Source organism: Rhizobium esperanzae, assembly GCF_014197615.1.
GTDB lineage: Bacteria > Pseudomonadota > Alphaproteobacteria > Rhizobiales > Rhizobiaceae > Rhizobium > Rhizobium esperanzae_A.
Genome location: NZ_JACIFY010000006.1, coordinates 24,568 through 41,969, shown reverse-complemented (window position 1 = coordinate 41,969; position 17,402 = coordinate 24,568). Strand labels below are relative to the sequence as shown.

Sequence of the window (17,402 nt, the reverse complement as noted above, 5' to 3'; positions counted from 1 at the left end):
CAGGGTTGGCAAACTTTCCTCCGCAGCAGTTTGGATCACTCAACTGCAACTCCATTAAGCCTGGCCACAAGAGATGGTTGAAAGATACCCGTCGGAAGTTCTAATCTTTGGCTGGCTGGGGATATTCAGATGGCAACTTTGTTTCGCGTCTTTTGGAGCGCTTTCTTTTCCGTTGTTTTTGCTTCCACATGTCTTGCGGATAGTCCGACGTCATCGGGTACCGGCTTTGCAATAACCACCGATGGATGGCTGTTGACCAATGCGCACGTCGTTCAGGGATGCATGCGGATCGAAGTGAAAGGCAAGGGCGACGCCGTCGATCCGCGGATCGATGCCACGAACGATCTGGCTTTGGTGAAGGTCAACGCTGTCGAAGCTTTGAAACCCCTTGTGTTCCGGCATGCACCAACACGGCTCGGCGAGGACATTCTAGCCATAGGCTTCCCGCTGGCGACGTTGCTGTCGGATTCGGTCAAGGTCACCACTGGCAACGTCAATGCGCTGGCGGGGATTCGAAACGACACCCGGTACATCCAGATTTCGACACCCATTCAGCCCGGTAATTCCGGCGGTCCGGTCGTTGACCGGGATGGTTTTCTTGTGGGGATCACCAGCGCAACGCTGTCGAAAGGCATCGCGGATGAGATCGGCATCACGGCGCAGAATGTAAATTTCGCTATCCGTGCCTCGGTAGCCGAACTTTTCCTGCAGTCTCAGAGTGTCACCGGTCAATCCGGCGACAGGGCTGCAGACCAGCAGCCAATCTCAACAGCCGACCTGGCCGACAAAATCACGCCTTCGGTGTTCCAGATTCTCTGCTACGGCGAGAAGCAGGAACAGGTGTCGACCAACATGCCAAGCGCTACGACTAATCTGCCCACACAGCCAGCTTCGTTGATAGATGCTCGCGGCTACGACGCGATCGGCTTCGACTACCGGGCCGTGAAGGACGTCACGTATTCAGGTTGCCACGAGATTTGCGAAGCCGACAGTCAGTGTAAGGCGATTACCTACAACACAAAGCATAGCGTTTGCTTCCTGAAAGATAACGTTGTTGTCTTGATACGGAATTCAGACGCGGTGGCTGCCTATGCATCATCAAAGGCAGCCGATGTGATCGTATCTGATTTCACGAGCTATTCTGGCATCGATCTTCCCGGCGGCGACTACAAGCGGCTACGGGGCAGCAACTATCTGCAGTGTTTCATGGCGTGTATCGGCGACAATGCTTGTAAGGCTTTTTCCTATGTTCCCAAAAAGTCCGAATGCTGGCTTAAGGGCACGATCGGCCGGCCTAAGGCAACTAAAGGTGTGGAGTTAGGGATTAAGTAAAACGTTGAACGCCCTCATCGAGAGCCAACTCGCTCGCAACGGGATGACGAAACCGCCTCGAAATTGTCTATCCGGCGTTAACTTTCACCGCGGTCAGGTCTTCGATGGCGCCGATAGCGAGGGTTACAAACAATGTCGCTGGCAGAACGCCAGTCAAAATTGCTTCATGGAGCGTCTCATTTCCTGCGTGGGTCGTGCCGCAATAAACAACTCCTGCTCGGCGTTCAAAGCTGTCACTCAGTGAAGTCCTTGCAGTCTGTTCCGCCGCTCTGCCAGCAGTTCATTTTGAACCAGATTCCTGGCATCGTCCGAAAGACCATCCGGCCCGAATAGACCAAGTTCGGTAAATCGCGCTTCGATTTCCTTTGGTATTCTATCCGCTTCGTGTTGGCAAAGGCGCACAAGCCACTTCCATTCGTCGCTCGTCATATCCGTGTGCACGACCATGAATTGCTACCCCTTCCGAGAACAACGACATCCATCAGACAGTACCACAACTTCGATCGAAAGGCAGGTGACTCGACGGGGTCGATGATGCGCGTATCAATCTGCAACGCTGCACGAACCCGAAGCTTCAGGAAAAATATAGCTCGCCACAAACGTAAGTACGAGCGGTCGGATGGAGGGACCCGTGAACGGGACGAAGTACTCAGGGTCTGGCGATTCCGGATCGGCGGTATTGTGAGCGGCTGCATCTCGGCCGACTATGGATCAACTGATCGAAGCGAGATTGCAAAGGCCCGCCTTTAATGCCACTCCAGCCTCCGAGGTTGAAGCACAGAATGCCATCGATTGGTCGGCGGGCTCTCGATAGTGCTAGGGTTTTTCGCGACTCTCTGCCTGCGCCCCAGCGCGAGGGTCTTATTCTCCCAAGTACCAAGAGTGGTTGGTATGCTGATGTTGTTCTTTATCCTTTTTGTTTTGCCGTATATTGTCGGTTTCGCCGCGCTCGCGTTCTGGCGACAGGGGTGGACGCTTATGGCGGCAACTGTCGCAATGATTGTTGTCTATTTGTTTTCCAGAGGATCAGGGGATGGCCCAGGCGCATTTGCGGCGGATGCCTTTCCAGCTGTCCTCGCGGTTGGAATTGCGACCGGGCTAGTAACCAGCGTCATTGCTATGACGTCGAACTACCGACCTGTCTACATTGTAGCAGCAATGCTGCCTCTCGGATATATCGCTGGATATATGGTAATCCGATAACCGCAAAACGCAGTGACCTTGCCCCCAAGTGTTGTCCAGTTTTGAATTCGCTCCAGCGGTTTTGGGTTGCTGTATTCGGGGCGTGCGGTGCGGAGCATTCAACGATCGTCAGCGCAATCGTATTGGCGAAAATCATATTGTTGGCGAAATAGAAAAAAATGGTGGGCCCGGAGGGACTCGAACCCCCAACCAAGCGGTTATGAGCCGCCGGCTCTAACCATTGAGCTACAGGCCCGCGGCGCCGGATGTGTGGCGCCTGGTGCCGGAGACCGGCACCGTGATGCCGGGGCAATGGTTCCCGCAGCATCGGTTCGCTCTAACGCAAATTGCAGAGAGCCACAAGCGCAGAGCGCAAGCATCTGTGGACGATGCATATTTCATCGGCGCGGGCACTGGAACCTTGCCGCGCGGGCGACAATTACAGAGATCGGATTCGATGAAGAAGGCGATTGCTGATGGTGGGTTTGAACAGTGCCGTGGTGCTGGTCGTCGAGGATGAGCCGGTGATCCGGTTCAATATCCTCGATGTGCTGGAAGATGTCGGCCATGTGGCGCTGGAAGCGGCGAATGCCGATGAGGCGCTGGTGGTGCTGAAGGGCAGGCAGGATGTCGATATCCTGTTCACCGACGTCAACATGGCGGGTTCCATGGACGGTATTCAGCTTGCCAAGCGGGTGAGGGCGATGCGGCCGAATATCGGCATCATCATCACCTCGGGCATGGTGCAGCTCGACCCGATGGCGCTGCCGGCCAACACTGCCTTCCTGCCGAAGCCCTATATGCACGATGCGCTGATCTCGACCATCAATTCGCTGATGACGTGAGGGTGATGCCCTGCTGACATGACAGGGGCGCGCAGCCGCAAAACGGGGACTGGTTTTGCGGCTGCGCGCGAGGCGCCGGGACATGCTCGTCTTCGGGTGCAGCGGAGGGGGTCGCGCCCTCAGCCGAAGCTGCTCTTCAGCGCCTCGTTCTCGTGATGAGCCTTCTTTTCGTAGATCGTGAACAGGGCCATCGAGAGGAGATAGGAGAGGAAGGGGTCCCCTATCTCAGTGGCGATGTCGCGGGATGCGAGCACATGACGCTCCAGCGTGCCGATGTCTTTCTGTGTTGCGGTTTCAACGAGGCGTTTCATGCTGCCATCTCCAGGAATTGGGTCACGACCGAACGGGCCGGCACGTGTCTGATATAAAGGGGTAGGGTCAGGCCGAGAGCGTCGCGCATCTTGCGCAGCACGCGGTCCGATACTTCGAAGGCGCCGCAGCAGACGGGATACTTGCCGTAGCCGTCTGCGCGGCCGAGTTCTTCCACTTCGGCGCCGGCGCGTTTGTAGACGCGCTTGAGATAGGGTTCGTAGTTGGAAATCATCGTATGGATGCCGTGGTCCAGCGCGCATTCGCACAGCGCAAGCAGCATCATCGAGAAGGCGCGGCCGGCATCGATATGGGGGAAATCCCGGGCGATCGCCTCCTCGTCGATGCACATGCGCGTGCCTTCCCAGATGCCCGGCGCAATGAGATCGGCGGCGGCCGGGAACGTCTCGCGGAAGACATCGTAGAGAAGGGTGGGGCCGGTCGTCGGCATCAGGCGCATGCCGCCGTAAAGACGGGTGCGGCTGTCGTTGCACCAGACGAGATAGGCGGGCGCCAGCGCATCGTAGCTGTCGCGTTCATAGGGACCGACGACCGGAACATCCCAGCCGAGCGTATCGGCGAAAACCTTCTTGCGCAGGCGAAACATCTGGTCGAGTACGGCAGCGTATTTTTGATACTCATGTGCCTGAATGATAGCGAACATTTTGCCCTCCAGCGTTTGCAAGTCCGTGGAAGGCAGAATGGTTCAGGCTGGCCGGATCGGAAATTCCCTCAGATAGGCCCCCTCAGATGAGGGGGTGGGAATCGACGCATCTCGCCCCGGACGTGTGCAGCGTTCCGGGATAACCACATGCGTTGGAATGAAGAGCTTCAGGGATTGATGATGCGCAACTGCACGGCCCGCGAGGCGGCCGCCGAGATCGTGGCGCAGCCGAGCTTGAAGCGGGCAGTCTTCAGATAATCGCGCGTCGTGTGTTCGGATATGCCGAGGATGACCGAGATATCCTTGTAATCCTTGCCGAGTGCGGTCCAGTGCAGACACTCGATTTCGCGCGGCGACAGGGCGGGCACCGGATCGTTCTCGCCGTGCAACTCATAGACGGCCTTGCGATGGATCAGATGGGCGATCTCGATCCATTCGTTGCGGCAGCGGCGGACGAGCTCGGTCCATTCGTCGACCGGGATGCGGGCATTCACCGACAGAAGCGCGCGGCGCTGCGCCTTGTCGGCGACGGGAATGGAATAGCCATTGCCGCCAATGCCGTGCTTCTGGGCGTCGACCAGCATGGCATAGGCCTCCGGCGTCGGCTCGACCTCGCTCCAGTCGAAAGGCAGCTGGCGTTCGAAACCCTGCTTGACGATCGGGTCGACCTTCACATAGCTGTTCAAGAGATAGCGCGAGACCCAGGCATCCGGATAGGTGGTGCGCACGAAGGGCGAATCGATCTTGCTCGCGATCGTCTGGGCGAGGTGGTAGGTGACGAAATCGAGGCCATATTCCGCCTGCAGAATGCGGATGGCGCCATCCACATTGGCCGCGGCCTTGATCTGTTCGAATGCGGGTTCGAACTTTTCGCTATAGGTATTCTCGATCATTTCCACTGCCCCAGTTCCCTCAATCCTACCGTGAGGACCGTCACAAATACAAGGCATCCCCACATATGCGGGGAATGACAATCCCGGCTCCGCCTGCTAGCGCCTTTCACGAGGAGACCTCATATGGACAGCAAGAGACCATTCGAGATTGCCGAATGCCAACAGGCCGCCAAGGGCCTGAAATCCAGTTGGCAGGACATGGCGGGCTCCGAAGCGCTGATCCGCGCCCTCGTTGCCGAACGCAACGGAGACAGCCCGCTGGCACTGTTCTGGACAGAGGTCCACCGGACGCTTTGCACTGAACTCAAGGTCTTCTGACACGGCCCGCCCCGGCGGGTTTCAGGCTTTTCCCCAATGTAAACAGGATCGGCCGGGGCATCGGAATCGATGCTGCGGCGCGCCTGGCGGCGAGATGAAATCCGTGCGCGCGAACGAACACGTTTTTCAGTCTCATCCGTTTCCGATTTTGCAAGGAGAGTGTCGAGCGGCAATGTCGCGGGCAGGGGCAGCAGAAAGCGCTTATCCCCTGGATTTATGCCGATATGCTTGATCAAGCGTTTCTAATGGGAGCGGTGGCGGTTTACACTGTGCCATTGCGGCCGCTTTCTCGCTCTCTTGCGGCAGGCAGGCCCGCGCTATCTCCGCTCTCGGATGAGGGAAGTCGCGCCCTCTCTCCGCCTCCCATCCTGATGAGGTGCCCCGCAGGGGCCTCGAAGGACGAGGTTGGCCACTGACGGGTCAGCCGACCTTTGTCGAAGGGTTGAGCCAGCCGTCGCGCGGTATTTCGGGCCGTTGCGGCTTCGGGCGAAATTTCACCAGCACCTCGCGCCCGTCGGAAGAGGCCTGCGTGCGCTCCAACTCATCGCGCTCGGCAACGGCCTGGCGCCAGTGATCATCGTCACGGCCGTGGGGGCGGCCCTGTTCTTCCCAGATCGAATAAGCTCTTTTGCTGATCCATTCGTGACGTCGGCTGCTCATCTATTCGTTCCATTCTTCAAAGGCGTTCTTCAGCAATTTTGTTCTGCAAAACCGGCGAACGGCGCTTGGCCGCCATGAGCAGGTCGAGCTCGATCGAAGAGGGCCCGAACCGGGTGAAGAGGCTCTCGGCCTGTTCTCCGCCCAGGCCATATTTGGAGGCGAATTCATCAAGACTATAGGGGCGGCCGCGCAGGATCCTGCTTCGGCGCTCCGGCTCTCGGATTTGCGTCATTGGTGGTAACCCCAGACTGTTTTGCGATTATGAGAACAAAACAGATTACCGCGATAAAGGTTCCGTGAATTTTCAGCGTTTTTTCGCCTGGTCGCACCACCGGTATCCGGCGGCATAGATTTTCCGGAACGATGGTCGCTGAGAAAATTTCAACTAAAACACGTTGAAATATCAGGGCGTTATGGAATTCGCTTCCGTGGTGGCCGATAAATGGGCTTTACCCCGGCGCGTTACTCTATAGAATCAATCGTGTTAATCGGTTCGCAGGGGCAGCAAATCGCTCGTTCCCCGCGTAGGCGCGACCGATACCGGAGGACTTTGGCTTCCACCCATCAAGAGGAGACAGACATGATGAATGCCCTGCCGCCACTTCATGACGGCCACGCGCCGTTCAACCTCCAGCAGCTGTTTCGCGAAGCGCTCTATGCCTTCGAAGAATGGGACAGCGAATTGACCGAGCCGATCGTCACTCACGAAGGACGGGTCATCCCCATCAGCTTCGTTTTCGAAGCCATGCGTACATGCACCGACATCGTGCCGATGAATATCGTCGGCGCCGTCACCGAAAGGCTGACCAAGCCGTGGGAGGGCGAAGGCCCGCTCGACCAGATGACCTTCTCGACGGCGGCGCGCGTCATGCGCGTGCTGGTGCGCAAGCGCCTTCTTGCCAATGGCACGGCCGATCTCGTCGCCGTTTCGGCCCACGCGGCCGAAGAGCAGAACCGCGACTGACGGGATAAGGATCGCGGCCAAGGCTGCGATCCTTTTCCGCTTCCCGGCGGAACCTCGCTCATTCCCAGCCGTTTAATCCGGCATGCACAGCCCGCCGCCAGTGACGGGCGAGGAATGAATGCCATGCTGAAATCCATCGTTCATGAACTCATCGGCACACCCCGGCGCGAGCCTCAGCTCCCGCAATCGCTCGAGCAGTTTCGCGACAGGAAGCGGGTCCTGATCATCTTCGCCGACGCACAGGACGACCGCGCCGTCATTCAGGATGAATGGCTGCGCAAGGCGCATATGCGCCTCATCGAGGAAGACGTCGAGGTGTTCAGCATTGCCGGTGGCGGCGCGTTTGCGCTGTTCGACGACGACTGGGACCTCGATGCCGACGATATCAGAGAGCGGCTGCAGGGGCCGCCGTCCGGCGAGTTCGGGCTGATCCTGGTCGGGCGTGACGGAACGGTGAAGCTGCGCTCCAGCGAGCCGATGGGCGCGGAGGAAATATTCGCGGCCTTCGAGATGCTGCCGAAGAAGACGCCCTGGTAATCCTCGCAGTTTCCGCTTGAATCGGTCCTGTGGGGCGGGGAAAGCTGCGCCTGTCTTTTAGGTATTCAGAGCTCGAAGGCTTCCTTGAGGCCGAGGCTCTTGCGTTCGCGCAGGTCGAGATCGGCCTCGATATGCGCGATGTGATGCAGCATCAGCCGGCAGGCGCGGTCGAGGTCGTCGCCTTCGATCGCCGCAATGATGTCGCCATGTTCGGAGTGGCCGCAGCTCGATACGGTCGACTGGCCGTAAAGCGCAATCACCAGCGACGAGCGGGCAACGAGCTCTTCCATGAAGCGCTGCATGATCGCATTGCCGGAGATCTCCGCCAGCCTCAGATGGAAATCGCCGGATGCCTTGATCTCGGCGCGCCGCGCCGTCTGGCCGCGTTCGCTCATCAGGCGGCCTTCCTCCAGCAGAAGCTGTTTCAATTGGCTGATGTCATCGGCGGTGATCCGCGCCGCCGCCTCGCGCAGTATGCCGGGCTCGACCAGGCGGCGGGCGGCAAAGATCTGGCGGGCCTCATCGGGCGAGGGATAGGCGACGAAGGCGCCGCGGTTTTTCGCGACGCTGACGAGGCCTTCATAAGAGAGCGCCTGCAGCGCCGCCCGGGCAAGCGTGCGGCTGACATTGAAGAGATTGCCGACATCGTTTTCCGAGAGCTTTGTGCCGGGCGAAAGTCTGCGCTCGACGATTGCTTCGCGGATGGAATCACGGATCAGTTGTGTGCTGGTTTCGGCGGAGTCTTCGGCCTGCGTGGCCTTGGCGGCGGATTTCATGAAAATCGATTTCCTGATGATCGGCAAACCATATCCGGCTTCCAGGCAAAAGTTAAACGGAATTTGTGCTCGAAGCGCCGAATGAATTGTATACGATCATCTGCTTTAATTGCAGACAATAGCCTAAATCATGTGCAGACATCGCTGTGCCCATAATTTGCCCGCTGGCATTCGTCGCCGGTAAAATCCTTTATTCACAATGGGTTATTACTAGCCTGCCGAATTGGCACGGGAGATGCATCGCCTTGTCCGAACAGGGGAAGGCATGATGTCGAAAGCGGCAGAGATCGATTTAGTATCCGTTTCGAAGGTCTATGGGGCGACGACCGCGGTCCAGGCGATCAGCCTGAAGATTCCGGCCGGCTCCTATTGCTGCTTCCTCGGCCCGTCCGGCTGCGGCAAGACCTCGACGCTGCGCATGATCGCCGGCCATGAGAGCATTTCGTCGGGCGATATCCGGCTTGGCAGAACAGTCGTCACCGATTTTCCGCCGGCCAGGCGCGGCACGGCGATGATGTTCCAGTCCTATGCGCTGTTTCCGCATCTCGACCTGATCGACAATGTCGCCTTCAGCCTAAAGATGAAGGGCGTCGACAAGGCGGAGCGCCGCGCCAAGGCGCTCGAAATGCTGAAGCTGATGCAGATGGAGCCCTATGCCAACCGGCGGCCGGCCCAGCTTTCCGGCGGCCAGCAGCAACGCGTGGCGCTGGCGCGTGCTTTGATCACCGATCCCGAAGCGTTGCTGCTCGACGAGCCGCTGTCGGCGCTCGATCCGTTCCTGAAGATCCGCATGCGCGCCGAACTGAAGAAACTGCAGAAATCGCTCGGCATCACCTTCGTCCACGTCACCCACAGCCAGGAAGAGGCGATGGCGCTCGCCGATATCATGGTCATCATGAATGACGGCCGGATCGAGCAGGCGGCGGCCCCGCGCGAGGTTTTCGAGAAGCCGGCCACCGCCTTCGTCGCCCGCTTCATGGGCGATCACAACGTGCTTTCCGGCCGGGTGACATCGAGCGAAAACGGCGTGCTGGTCATGACCGTGCCGGAGGGGCAGAGCTTTTCCGTGCGGGGCGAGGGCAGGGAGGTCGGCGAAGCTGTCGATATCGGTATCCGCACCGATCGCGTGCGCCTGCAGGTGGCGACCGAATGGACGCTCGGCTTCAACGGCATCGTCTCCAATGTCGAATATCGCGGCTCTTCCGTGAAAATCACCGTTCTCGGCGCCGGCAGCGACGACTTCACCGTCATCTCGGACGACGGCGACTATTTCGCCCGGCCGGTTTCAGTCGGCGATGCCGTCTCGCTCAGCTGGGCGCTCGAGGACGCCGTGCTTCTCGGCCGATCTCCTGCATGAACAATCACCATCAACAACCATCCTTCCGCATCAACAAAAAGGGGAACTGACATGACGACTGAAACGACATCGAAGGCGGGCAAAGGTCTTTCCCGCCGCACGCTCTTGAAGACGGGCGCTGCTGCCGTCGGCGCCATTGCCGGCTCGGGCGCCATCACCGGCTTTCCGACCATCTGGGCAAAGACGAACATCACGCTTCGCCAGTTCGGCACCGGCGTTTCCAACATCAATGCCATCGCCGAGAAGTGCAAAGCCGATCTCGGCATCACGCTGGAGATGACGGCAACCGATTCCGACGCCGCCGCCCAGCGCGCCGTCACCCAGCCCGACAGCTACGACATCGCCGACGTCGAATACTGGATCGCCAAGAAGGTGTTCCCGACAGGCGTGCTGCAGCCGATGGACGTCAAAAAGCTGAAATATTACGACAAGATCGTGCCGCTGTTCATCAACGGCAAGCTCAAGGCGGACAGCGTCATCGCTCAGGGAACGGCCCCGCACACGGTCGGCTTCGTCGAAGCGCAGGGTTCCAAGAAATTCGCCAAGGAGCCGACGCAGTGGATGACGATGGTTCCCACCATCTACAATGCCGACACGCTCGGCATCCGTCCCGACTTGACCGGTCGTCCGATCACCAGCTGGGCCGATATTCTCGATCCGGCCTTCAAGGGCAAGACCGCGATCCTCAACATTCCGTCGATCGGCATCATGGATGCGGCGATGATCATGGAAGCCGCCGGCAAGATCAAATATGCCGACAAGGGCAACATGACCAAGGAAGAGATCGACAAGACGATCGAGTTTCTGATCAAGACCAAGGGCGACGGCCAGTTCCGCGCCTTCTGGAAGTCGTTCGACGAAAGCGTCAACCTGATGGCATCGGGCGAAGTCGTCATCCAGTCGATGTGGTCGCCGGCCGTTGCCGCCGTCCGCTCCAAGGGCATTGCCTGCACCTTCCAGCCGCTCAAGGAAGGCTACCGCGCCTGGGGCGGCGGCCTCGGCCTTGCCGCACACCTCAAGGGCGCCGAGCTCGATGCGGCTTACGAATACATCAACTGGTACACGTCGGGCTGGGTCGGCGGCTATCTCAATCGCCAGGGCTATTATTCCGCCTGCATGGACACCGCCAAAGAGTTCATGTCGGCCGACGAATGGGGCTACTGGATTGAAGGCAAGCCGGCGCAGGGCGATATCCTCTCGCCCGAAGGCAAGGTCATGGAAAAGGCCGGCGCCGTGCGCGACGGCGGTTCCTTCGAAGCCCGCATGGGCGCCGTCGCCTGCTGGAACTCTGTCATGGACGAGGACCGCTACATGGTCCGCCGCTGGAACGAGTTCATCGCGGCCTAAGCGCTTGCCGCTCGCCCCTCCCCAACGAGGGAGGGGCGAGCTGTCTTTCGCTATCGCTCAAGACGTCGCTTCGCTCCGCCCCCTCATCTGCCCTTCGGGCATCTTCTCCCCGTTGGGGAGAAGAGGGAGTTCGCGGTTCAGCAGCGTGCAAAAAAAGAAGTTTCGCGGTGGCGCAGACGCTGCCGCGAATCTCTTCTCCCCAGCGGGGGTCCGAAGGACGGGTCGAGACCGGTGGCTCGACCCAGGCAAAGGTGCCGGCAGGCGGATGAGGGGGCGGCACGCGCCTTCGTTCCGCTTGATGTAATCAGAACGGAGAACCGGATATGGCGACCATCGCAGCGGAAACGGAGGAGGACGACCAAGGCGCGCGCGTCAGGCGTGGGCTGAGGCTCTCCCCTACCGCCATCTCCTATCTCCAGGCGACGCCGCTGATCGTCATTCTCGGCTTCTTCTTCCTGCTGCCGATCGCGATGATATCGGTCGTCAGCTTCTGGGATTACGACTTCGCCGGCCTCTATCCTGATTTCCTCACCATGAACTACACCGACACGCTCGGTTCATGGGTAACCTGGAAGACCTATCTCAATACGCTGAAATTCACCGCCATCGTCTGGGCACTGACGCTCGTCATCGGTTTCTGGGTTGCCTATTTCCTGGCCTTCCACATCCGCAAGACCTCGACGCAGATGATCCTCTTCCTCGTCTGCACCGTGCCGTTCATGACCTCGAACATCATCCGCATGATCTCGTGGATCCCTGTGCTCGGGCGCAACGGCCTCGTCAATTCGGCGCTGATCGAAATGGGCGTCATCCCCAAGCCGATCGAATGGCTGCTCTATTCCGATTTCGCCGTCGTGCTCGCCATGGTGCATCTCTATACGCTGTTCATGGTGACGCCGATCTTCAACACGCTGATGCGCATCGACCGGTCGCTGTTCGAGGCGGCGCGCGATGCCGGGGCGTCGAGCTGGCAGGTATTGTGGAACGTCGTCATTCCGCTTGCCAAGCCCGGCATGGCGATCGGCACGATCTTTGTCGTCACGCTCGTGATGGCCGATTTCTCCACCGTGCAGGTCATGTCCGGCGGCCAGAGCGCTTCGGTGGCGCTGATGATGAAGAACCAGATGTCGCTGCTGCAATATCCGGCCGCTGCCGCCAATGCCGTGGTGCTGCTTGCGGTGGTGCTGCTGATGGTGGCCGCCATCCTGCGTGTCGTCGACATCCGCAAGGAGCTTTGAGATGAACCACGAAAAACGCGGTCTCGAATTCTATCTGCTGGCGATTTTTTTCATCATCTTCGTGCTCTTCCTCTACGGCCCGCTTTCGGCGATCCTGATCCTTTCCTTCCAGGGGCCGGACGGCGGCCTGACCTTCCCGATGAACGGCGTTTCCACGCATTGGTTCTTCAACCTGTTCGAAAAGCAGGCGGTCGGCGATTTCGGCGCCTCGTTCCGCCGCTCCTTCACCCTCGGGCTGATGGTGATGGTGGTGACGGTCGTCGTCTCGCTGCTGGCCGGCCTTGCCTTCCGCCGCCGTTTCCGCGGTTCGACGGCGCTGTTCTACGCCACCGTCGCCAGCCTCGTCGTGCCGTCGATCATCATCTCGCTCGGCATCGGCGTCGTCTTCCAGGAGGGCGGGTTGAAGCCCGCCTGGTATTCCTCGGCCTTCGGCGCGCACCTGACATGGACACTGCCGTTCGGCGTATTGATCATGTTTGCCGTCTTCAATCGTTTTTCGCCTGCCTATGAAGAGGCGGCGCGCGACCTTGGCGCGACCTCCTGGCAGACCTTCCGCCATGTCGTGCTGCCGATGATCGCGCCGAGCCTGATCGGCGTCGGCCTGTTCGGCTTCACGCTCTCCTATGACGAATTCGCCCGCACCTTGATGACCTCCGGCAGCTACAATACCTTGCCGCTCGAAATCTACGGCATGACGACCAACGTCACGACGCCGGTGCTCTATGCGCTCGGCACGGTGACGACGCTGTTTTCCTTCACCATCATTCTCATCGCGCTCGGCATCATGACGATGCTCAGCCGGCGACAGGCAAAGATAGACTGATATGCGCATCCTCATCGTCAATCCGAACACCACTGTTTCCATGACCGAGAAGGCCGCGACCGCCGCACGTGCCGTGGCGGCATCCGGCACCGAGATCATCGCCGCGACATCCACCATGGGGCCGGTCTCCATCGAGGGGCATTATGACGGGGCGCTGGCGATCCCCGGACTGCTCCTGGAACTTAAGGAGCGGCAGGCGGCGGGTTATGACGCGGCGGTCATTGCCTGCTTCGACGATACCGGGCTCGAAGCGGCGCGGAGTTTTGCCGATGTGCCGATCCTCGGTCTCTGCGAATCCGCCGTGGTGACGGCGGGCTTCCTGGCGCAGCGCTTCACCGTGGTGACGACGCTGGAGCGGTCACGGATACTGATCGACAATCTGGTGCGCCGCTACGGCATGGGGGAGCGCGCCAAGGTGCGCGCCTCCGATATTCCGGTGCTGGAGCTGGAAGATGCCGCCTCGGGCGCGATCGGCAAGCTCCGGGCCGAGATCGAGCGGGCTCTTGCCGAAGACGGGGCGGAGGCGATCGTGCTCGGCTGTGCCGGCATGACGGATCTTGCCCGGGAATTGCAGGATATCTACGGCGTGCCCGTCGTCGACGGCGTGGCGGCCGCCGTCAAGCAGGCCGAGGCGCTGGTGTCGCTCGGTCTTTCCACCAGCAAGCGCGGCTCCTACGCCTCGCCGCTGCCGAAACCCTTTATGGGCGCGATGAGCGGTTTTTCGCCGGCCGCGAAAATCGGCTGAGCCCATGGCCGTCTCCTTCGATTTCAAAGCGCTCGGGGAGCGCGAACGCTACAAGCTGATGATCGGCACGATCATTCCGCGGCCGATCGCGCTGGTGACGACGGTCGACGAGCATGGCCGGATCAACGCGGCGCCCTTCAGCTTCTTCAACTGCCTCTCGGCCGATCCGCCGATCCTGGCGATCGGCGTCGAGAACAATGCCGACATGTCGTTCAAAGATACCGGCCACAATATCCGCATGACCGAGGTCTTCACCGTCAACATCGTCTCTTTCGCCATCGCCGAGGCGATGCATGTCTGCGGCAGCAAATATCCGCGCGGCGTCGACGAGCTGAAGGAAGCCGGGTTGACGGCGGTGCCGGGCAAGAAGGTCGCTTCCCCCTTCATCGCCGAGGCGCCGGCCGCCTTCGAATGCCGGCGGCATGTGACGCTGGAACTTGGACGCTCGCGGCAGATTATCCTCGGCGAAATCGTCTATGCGCATTACCGCGATGGCGTCGTCGATCCGGAACGGCTGCATGTCGATCCGGCCGCGGTCGATGCCATTGCGAGACTGGGCGGCGATACCTGCGCCACCATCCGCGACCGTTTCGAGATGCTGACGCCGAAGCTCTGACGTCGAACGTTTCCGTTTTTCTCGAGTCATGGAAACGCTCTATCTCTTTGTTTTCACGCAATTCCGGACGCAAAACCGCTGTACACTTTTGCTGGAATTGCTCCGGGATAGCCCCAAGTTTTGCTTTACTTTTTCTCTTCTGGTGAGAATGGTCTGCATCGGATCATAGCAGGAGAGGAGCGCCTATCATGACAATCGAGAACGATCTCAGCCGGATCGCCGAGCAGGAAAAGGCGCTGAGCTTCGACGCTTTCGATCTCACCACTGCCTGGCAGCTTGGCAAGCTTCTGCAGGAACTCGCCACCGAGCGCGGCCTCGGCATCGCGATCGATGTGACGCTGCATTCGATGCCGGTCTTCTATGCGGCATTGCCGGGCGTCACACCCGATAACGTCAACTGGGTGCGCCGCAAGCGCAACATGGTGCTGCGTTATTTCCGCAGCAGTTATGCGTCCGGGCTAAAGCTCAGCAAGGACGGCAAGACCGTCGAGGACAACGGGCTTGATGGCGCCGATTATGCGCCGCATGGCGGCAGTTTTCCGATCAACGTCAAGGGAACCGGCTGCATCGGCGCGGTCACCGTTTCGGGCCTGCCGCAACGCGACGACCACAATCTCGCCGTCGAGGCCTTGGCGCTGATGCTGGCGAAGGATCTGGATACGCTGCGGCTCGCTCCGCTCTGAGGCGAGATCTGCCGTAATTTCGACAGAAAAAAGCCATGAAAAATGCAAAATCGCATCGCCGCTCCGGTGACGCGGCCTTGTCCTGCGGTTAAGGTGCGGCATCGCCCTCCTTAACCTTCCCGGGACGCCATGATCCGCTTGTTCTTCGCGCTTGCCGCCGCCATCGGTTTCGGTCTTTTCCTTGCCTCCTGCAACACGCTGTCGAAGGAGGAATGTGTGGCCGCCGACTGGCGGGTGATCGGCGAGAGCGACGGGGCTGCGGGCTATGAGCCGCAGCAGCGTTTCGCTGCGCATGCCAAATCCTGCGAGCGGGTGAAGATCGTGCCCGACCAGACGATCTGGTTCCAGGGATATCAGTCCGGCCTTGTACGTTATTGCACGCCGCTCAGCGGGCTGGCGCGCGGCCAGGCGGGCAGCGGCTACGCCAATATCTGCCCGCCCGAAACCGCATCCGGCTTCCTGCGCGGCTTCAACATCGGCAGCAAGCAGCATGGGCTGCAGGAGCGCCTCAATTCGATGCAGAACGATTACAGCTCCAAGGAGATTGAAATCGACGAGCTTTCCGACAGGCTGAAGGATGCCAAGGATGGCGACAGATCGGAGCTGCGCCGGCGGATCGAGGATCTCGAAGACGACATGCACGATATCCGCCGCGACCAGCGCGACCTGCAGGACGAACTCGACCGTGCAAACGAGGATGTCGAGTGGTTCCAGCGCAATCCCACCGCCGAATTGCGGGCGCCGGGCTACTGAGCTTTACAGCCCCACGCGCCTTTTGAGGCGCGCGTGGGCATGCTGAACTTCGGATCGATGCCTCAGAGCTTGCCGCCGGCCTCAGTGATGCCTTTCGTCAGGCTGCCGGTTGCCGGAAAGAGCGGGATGAGGCAGGCCTGCAGGGCGTGATAGATATCGCCCTTGCCGGGGAAGAGCGAATGCGAGGGGACGAGGTCTTCCGTCAGTTCCTCGTGCCAGCCGCCATTCTTATGGTCGATGAAGGCGCGCTCGATCACGTTCCAGATCTTGCGGTAGCTTTCCTCGTGGAAATCGCTCGGCAGATGTTCGTTGAGGAAATGGGCGGCAGCGGCACCTTCGCAGGCCGGCCACCAGAGCTTGTTGCGCTTGGCGGGCTTGTCGTCCCAATCGAGCGTATAGAAGAAGCCGCCCTTGTCGTTGTCCCAGCCGAGCGCCATCGATTGGGCAAAGAGGGCCTTGGCCGCATCCGGCATCCATTCGATGCGCTTGCCGCCGAGCGCCCAGAGCTGCAGGATCAGGCGCGCCCATTCCAGCCAGTGGCCCGGCGTCGTGCCGGCCGGGCGGAACATTTCGTTCGGATGATAGTAAGACTTGTCGAGGTTCCATTCGGCGTCGAAATGCTCGGCGACGCGCCAGTCGACCGAACCGGCCGCGCGGCGGATGACGAGGTCGGCGATGCTTTCGGCCTTGGTCAGATACTCTCTGTCGCCGGTCGCTTCGAAGGCCGCCATCAGCGCCTCGGTCAAGTGCATGTTGGAATTCTGGCCGCGATAGACGCCGCCGTCGAGCGGCTGCCAGTCGGCGGTGAATTCCTCGGCGATGGCGCCGTGTTTTGCCTCCCAGAACCTAGTGTTCAGGATCCCGGTGATATCGTCGAGCATGCCGTCGGCAAGCGGATGGCCGATCGTCTTGGCGGAGGCGGCGGCGAGCAGCACGAAAGCATGGCCGTAACCCTGCTTGTTGGAATCGACCGGACCGTTGTTGTCGAGCGACCAGAAATAGCCGCCATTCCTGCGGTCGCGATGGTGGTTCCAGAGATAGTTCATGCCGTGGTCGACGAGGTCGCCAGCGCCCGGGCGGCCGAGCAGGGCGCCGATCGAGAAACAATGGACCGCGCGCGCCGCGATATGGATGCCGCGCACCTGGCCCTCGGCGTCGAGCGGCCTGCCTTGGTCGTCGAGATCGTAGAAGCCGCCCTTCGGGTTGACTGAATTGTGCTGGAAGAAATCGAAAAGGCCGTTGGCCTGGGCGAGCAGCCAGCCGCGATGGTAGGCGCGGGTCGTCCAGTTTCCAAGCGCGGTGTTGCCGGTTGCGGGTGCCATGATGCTCCTCCGATTTCGTGCACAAGCGTTGCAAACGC

General features: G+C 60.2%; 22 protein-coding genes and 1 tRNA gene. 14 read left to right on the top strand and 9 right to left on the bottom strand.

Translation table 11 applies throughout. The features are described 5' to 3' along the window. Positions 1–129 precede the first annotated feature (129 nt). Positions 130–1,332, top strand: a complete 1,203-nt coding sequence (locus GGD57_RS10010) for a trypsin-like peptidase domain-containing protein (RefSeq protein WP_184469241.1) — start codon at positions 130–132, stop codon at positions 1,330–1,332. Between the two features lie 237 nt (positions 1,333–1,569). On the opposite strand, the gene GGD57_RS29510 is transcribed toward GGD57_RS10010, so the two are convergent. Beyond that, the gene (locus GGD57_RS29510) at positions 1,570–1,779 is read right to left on the bottom strand and encodes a hypothetical protein (protein WP_432443339.1); all 210 of its coding nucleotides are present in this window, start codon (positions 1,777–1,779) and stop codon (positions 1,570–1,572) included. Positions 1,780–2,223: 444 nt separating this feature from the next. Here GGD57_RS29510 and GGD57_RS10005 point away from each other — a divergent pair, with 444 nt between their 5' ends. Continuing rightward, the gene (locus GGD57_RS10005) at positions 2,224–2,535 is read left to right on the top strand and encodes a hypothetical protein (protein WP_184469239.1); all 312 of its coding nucleotides are present in this window, start codon (positions 2,224–2,226) and stop codon (positions 2,533–2,535) included. Between the two features lie 159 nt (positions 2,536–2,694). On the opposite strand, the gene GGD57_RS10000 is transcribed toward GGD57_RS10005, so the two are convergent. Next, positions 2,695–2,770, bottom strand: a tRNA-Ile gene (locus GGD57_RS10000). A gap of 220 nt (positions 2,771–2,990) precedes the next feature. Here GGD57_RS10000 and GGD57_RS09995 point away from each other — a divergent pair. After that, complete coding sequence (locus GGD57_RS09995) at positions 2,991–3,359, top strand: response regulator (protein WP_184469237.1); 369 nt, start codon at positions 2,991–2,993, stop codon at positions 3,357–3,359. A 119-nt stretch (positions 3,360–3,478) separates the two neighbouring features. Here the strand turns inward: GGD57_RS09995 and GGD57_RS09990 are convergent, their stop codons facing one another. The 3 genes from GGD57_RS09990 to GGD57_RS09980 all read right to left on the bottom strand — a co-directional run bounded on the left by GGD57_RS09990 (position 3,479) and on the right by GGD57_RS09980 (position 5,225). After that, positions 3,479–3,670: a hypothetical protein gene (locus tag GGD57_RS09990; RefSeq protein WP_184469235.1), complete on the bottom strand. Its 192-nt coding sequence runs from the start codon at positions 3,668–3,670 to the stop codon at positions 3,479–3,481. Continuing rightward, the gene (locus tag GGD57_RS09985; protein ID WP_184469233.1) at positions 3,667–4,332 is read right to left on the bottom strand and encodes an acyl-homoserine-lactone synthase; all 666 of its coding nucleotides are present in this window, start codon (positions 4,330–4,332) and stop codon (positions 3,667–3,669) included. The genes GGD57_RS09990 and GGD57_RS09985 overlap by 4 nt, the downstream gene beginning before the upstream one ends. Before the next feature lie 167 nt (positions 4,333–4,499). Then, positions 4,500–5,225: a LuxR family transcriptional regulator gene (locus tag GGD57_RS09980; RefSeq protein ID WP_085737850.1), complete on the bottom strand. Its 726-nt coding sequence runs from the start codon at positions 5,223–5,225 to the stop codon at positions 4,500–4,502. A 123-nt stretch (positions 5,226–5,348) separates the two neighbouring features. Here GGD57_RS09980 and GGD57_RS09975 point away from each other — a divergent pair, with 123 nt between their 5' ends. Next, complete coding sequence (locus GGD57_RS09975) at positions 5,349–5,543, top strand: hypothetical protein (RefSeq protein WP_085737849.1); 195 nt, start codon at positions 5,349–5,351, stop codon at positions 5,541–5,543. A 420-nt stretch (positions 5,544–5,963) separates the two neighbouring features. On the opposite strand, the gene GGD57_RS09970 is transcribed toward GGD57_RS09975, so the two are convergent. Both GGD57_RS09970 and GGD57_RS09965 read right to left on the bottom strand, forming a co-directional pair. Then, positions 5,964–6,203 (bottom strand): DUF2934 domain-containing protein, encoded by a 240-nt coding sequence (locus GGD57_RS09970; protein ID WP_184469231.1) that lies wholly within the window; start codon positions 6,201–6,203, stop codon positions 5,964–5,966. A gap of 16 nt (positions 6,204–6,219) precedes the next feature. Next, a complete protein-coding gene (locus GGD57_RS09965) occupies positions 6,220–6,435 on the bottom strand; it encodes a hypothetical protein (protein ID WP_184469229.1) in 216 nt (71 codons plus the stop codon). Positions 6,436–6,783: 348 nt separating this feature from the next. Between GGD57_RS09965 and GGD57_RS09960 the strand changes: the two genes are divergently transcribed. Continuing rightward, positions 6,784–7,167: a hypothetical protein gene (locus tag GGD57_RS09960; RefSeq protein WP_010069603.1), complete on the top strand. Its 384-nt coding sequence runs from the start codon at positions 6,784–6,786 to the stop codon at positions 7,165–7,167. A 123-nt stretch (positions 7,168–7,290) separates the two neighbouring features. Then, positions 7,291–7,704: a DUF4174 domain-containing protein gene (locus tag GGD57_RS09955; RefSeq protein ID WP_184469227.1), complete on the top strand. Its 414-nt coding sequence runs from the start codon at positions 7,291–7,293 to the stop codon at positions 7,702–7,704. A 65-nt stretch (positions 7,705–7,769) separates the two neighbouring features. On the opposite strand, the gene GGD57_RS09950 is transcribed toward GGD57_RS09955, so the two are convergent. Continuing rightward, positions 7,770–8,480: a GntR family transcriptional regulator gene (locus tag GGD57_RS09950; RefSeq protein ID WP_085738995.1), complete on the bottom strand. Its 711-nt coding sequence runs from the start codon at positions 8,478–8,480 to the stop codon at positions 7,770–7,772. A 268-nt stretch (positions 8,481–8,748) separates the two neighbouring features. Between GGD57_RS09950 and GGD57_RS09945 the strand changes: the two genes are divergently transcribed. The 8 genes from GGD57_RS09945 to GGD57_RS09910 all read left to right on the top strand — a co-directional run bounded on the left by GGD57_RS09945 (position 8,749) and on the right by GGD57_RS09910 (position 16,042). Further along, entirely contained in the window at positions 8,749–9,837 is a 1,089-nt protein-coding gene (locus GGD57_RS09945; RefSeq protein WP_184469656.1) for an ABC transporter ATP-binding protein, read from the top strand. Positions 9,838–9,888: 51 nt separating this feature from the next. Continuing rightward, complete coding sequence (locus tag GGD57_RS09940) at positions 9,889–11,184, top strand: ABC transporter substrate-binding protein (RefSeq protein WP_184469225.1); 1,296 nt, start codon at positions 9,889–9,891, stop codon at positions 11,182–11,184. Positions 11,185–11,507: 323 nt separating this feature from the next. Next, positions 11,508–12,422 carry an ABC transporter permease gene (locus GGD57_RS09935; RefSeq protein WP_184469223.1) on the top strand — a complete coding sequence of 305 codons (915 nt, stop codon included), beginning with the start codon at positions 11,508–11,510 and terminating at the stop codon, positions 12,420–12,422. Between the two features lies 1 nt (position 12,423). Further along, positions 12,424–13,245: an ABC transporter permease gene (locus GGD57_RS09930; protein WP_184469220.1), complete on the top strand. Its 822-nt coding sequence runs from the start codon at positions 12,424–12,426 to the stop codon at positions 13,243–13,245. A gap of 1 nt (position 13,246) precedes the next feature. Further along, a complete protein-coding gene (locus GGD57_RS09925; RefSeq protein ID WP_184469218.1) occupies positions 13,247–13,990 on the top strand; it encodes an aspartate/glutamate racemase family protein in 744 nt (247 codons plus the stop codon). A gap of 4 nt (positions 13,991–13,994) precedes the next feature. Then, entirely contained in the window at positions 13,995–14,606 is a 612-nt protein-coding gene (locus tag GGD57_RS09920) for a flavin reductase family protein (protein WP_184469216.1), read from the top strand. Positions 14,607–14,794: 188 nt separating this feature from the next. Then, the gene (locus GGD57_RS09915; protein ID WP_085737842.1) at positions 14,795–15,289 is read left to right on the top strand and encodes a heme-degrading domain-containing protein; all 495 of its coding nucleotides are present in this window, start codon (positions 14,795–14,797) and stop codon (positions 15,287–15,289) included. A gap of 129 nt (positions 15,290–15,418) precedes the next feature. Then, on the top strand, positions 15,419–16,042 hold the full coding sequence (locus GGD57_RS09910) for a DUF2799 domain-containing protein (protein WP_184469214.1): 624 nt from the start codon (positions 15,419–15,421) through the stop codon (positions 16,040–16,042). A gap of 62 nt (positions 16,043–16,104) precedes the next feature. Here GGD57_RS09910 and GGD57_RS09905 read toward each other — a convergent pair whose 3' ends face one another. After that, a complete protein-coding gene (locus tag GGD57_RS09905; RefSeq protein WP_184469212.1) occupies positions 16,105–17,364 on the bottom strand; it encodes an AGE family epimerase/isomerase in 1,260 nt (419 codons plus the stop codon). Positions 17,365–17,402 lie beyond the last annotated feature (38 nt).

Excerpts from the sequence above, each read along its gene's own strand:
- GGD57_RS10010 (WP_184469241.1), top strand. The coding sequence starts at position 130 with ATGGCAACTTTGTTTCGCGTCTTTTGGAGCGCTTTCTTTTCCGTTGTT.
- GGD57_RS29510 (WP_432443339.1), bottom strand. The coding sequence starts at position 1,779 with ATGGTCGTGCACACGGATATGACGAGCGACGAATGGAAGTGGCTTGTG.
- GGD57_RS10005 (WP_184469239.1), top strand. The coding sequence starts at position 2,224 with ATGCTGATGTTGTTCTTTATCCTTTTTGTTTTGCCGTATATTGTCGGT.
- GGD57_RS09995 (WP_184469237.1), top strand. The coding sequence starts at position 2,991 with ATGGTGGGTTTGAACAGTGCCGTGGTGCTGGTCGTCGAGGATGAGCCG.
- GGD57_RS09990 (WP_184469235.1), bottom strand. The coding sequence starts at position 3,670 with ATGAAACGCCTCGTTGAAACCGCAACACAGAAAGACATCGGCACGCTG.
- GGD57_RS09985 (WP_184469233.1), bottom strand. The coding sequence starts at position 4,332 with ATGTTCGCTATCATTCAGGCACATGAGTATCAAAAATACGCTGCCGTA.
- GGD57_RS09980 (WP_085737850.1), bottom strand. The coding sequence starts at position 5,225 with ATGATCGAGAATACCTATAGCGAAAAGTTCGAACCCGCATTCGAACAG.
- GGD57_RS09975 (WP_085737849.1), top strand. The coding sequence starts at position 5,349 with ATGGACAGCAAGAGACCATTCGAGATTGCCGAATGCCAACAGGCCGCC.
- GGD57_RS09970 (WP_184469231.1), bottom strand. The coding sequence starts at position 6,203 with ATGAGCAGCCGACGTCACGAATGGATCAGCAAAAGAGCTTATTCGATC.
- GGD57_RS09965 (WP_184469229.1), bottom strand. The coding sequence starts at position 6,435 with ATGACGCAAATCCGAGAGCCGGAGCGCCGAAGCAGGATCCTGCGCGGC.
- GGD57_RS09960 (WP_010069603.1), top strand. The coding sequence starts at position 6,784 with ATGATGAATGCCCTGCCGCCACTTCATGACGGCCACGCGCCGTTCAAC.
- GGD57_RS09955 (WP_184469227.1), top strand. The coding sequence starts at position 7,291 with ATGCTGAAATCCATCGTTCATGAACTCATCGGCACACCCCGGCGCGAG.
- GGD57_RS09950 (WP_085738995.1), bottom strand. The coding sequence starts at position 8,480 with ATGAAATCCGCCGCCAAGGCCACGCAGGCCGAAGACTCCGCCGAAACC.
- GGD57_RS09945 (WP_184469656.1), top strand. The coding sequence starts at position 8,749 with ATGTCGAAAGCGGCAGAGATCGATTTAGTATCCGTTTCGAAGGTCTAT.
- GGD57_RS09940 (WP_184469225.1), top strand. The coding sequence starts at position 9,889 with ATGACGACTGAAACGACATCGAAGGCGGGCAAAGGTCTTTCCCGCCGC.
- GGD57_RS09935 (WP_184469223.1), top strand. The coding sequence starts at position 11,508 with ATGGCGACCATCGCAGCGGAAACGGAGGAGGACGACCAAGGCGCGCGC.
- GGD57_RS09930 (WP_184469220.1), top strand. The coding sequence starts at position 12,424 with ATGAACCACGAAAAACGCGGTCTCGAATTCTATCTGCTGGCGATTTTT.
- GGD57_RS09925 (WP_184469218.1), top strand. The coding sequence starts at position 13,247 with ATGCGCATCCTCATCGTCAATCCGAACACCACTGTTTCCATGACCGAG.
- GGD57_RS09920 (WP_184469216.1), top strand. The coding sequence starts at position 13,995 with ATGGCCGTCTCCTTCGATTTCAAAGCGCTCGGGGAGCGCGAACGCTAC.
- GGD57_RS09915 (WP_085737842.1), top strand. The coding sequence starts at position 14,795 with ATGACAATCGAGAACGATCTCAGCCGGATCGCCGAGCAGGAAAAGGCG.
- GGD57_RS09910 (WP_184469214.1), top strand. The coding sequence starts at position 15,419 with ATGATCCGCTTGTTCTTCGCGCTTGCCGCCGCCATCGGTTTCGGTCTT.
- GGD57_RS09905 (WP_184469212.1), bottom strand. The coding sequence starts at position 17,364 with ATGGCACCCGCAACCGGCAACACCGCGCTTGGAAACTGGACGACCCGC.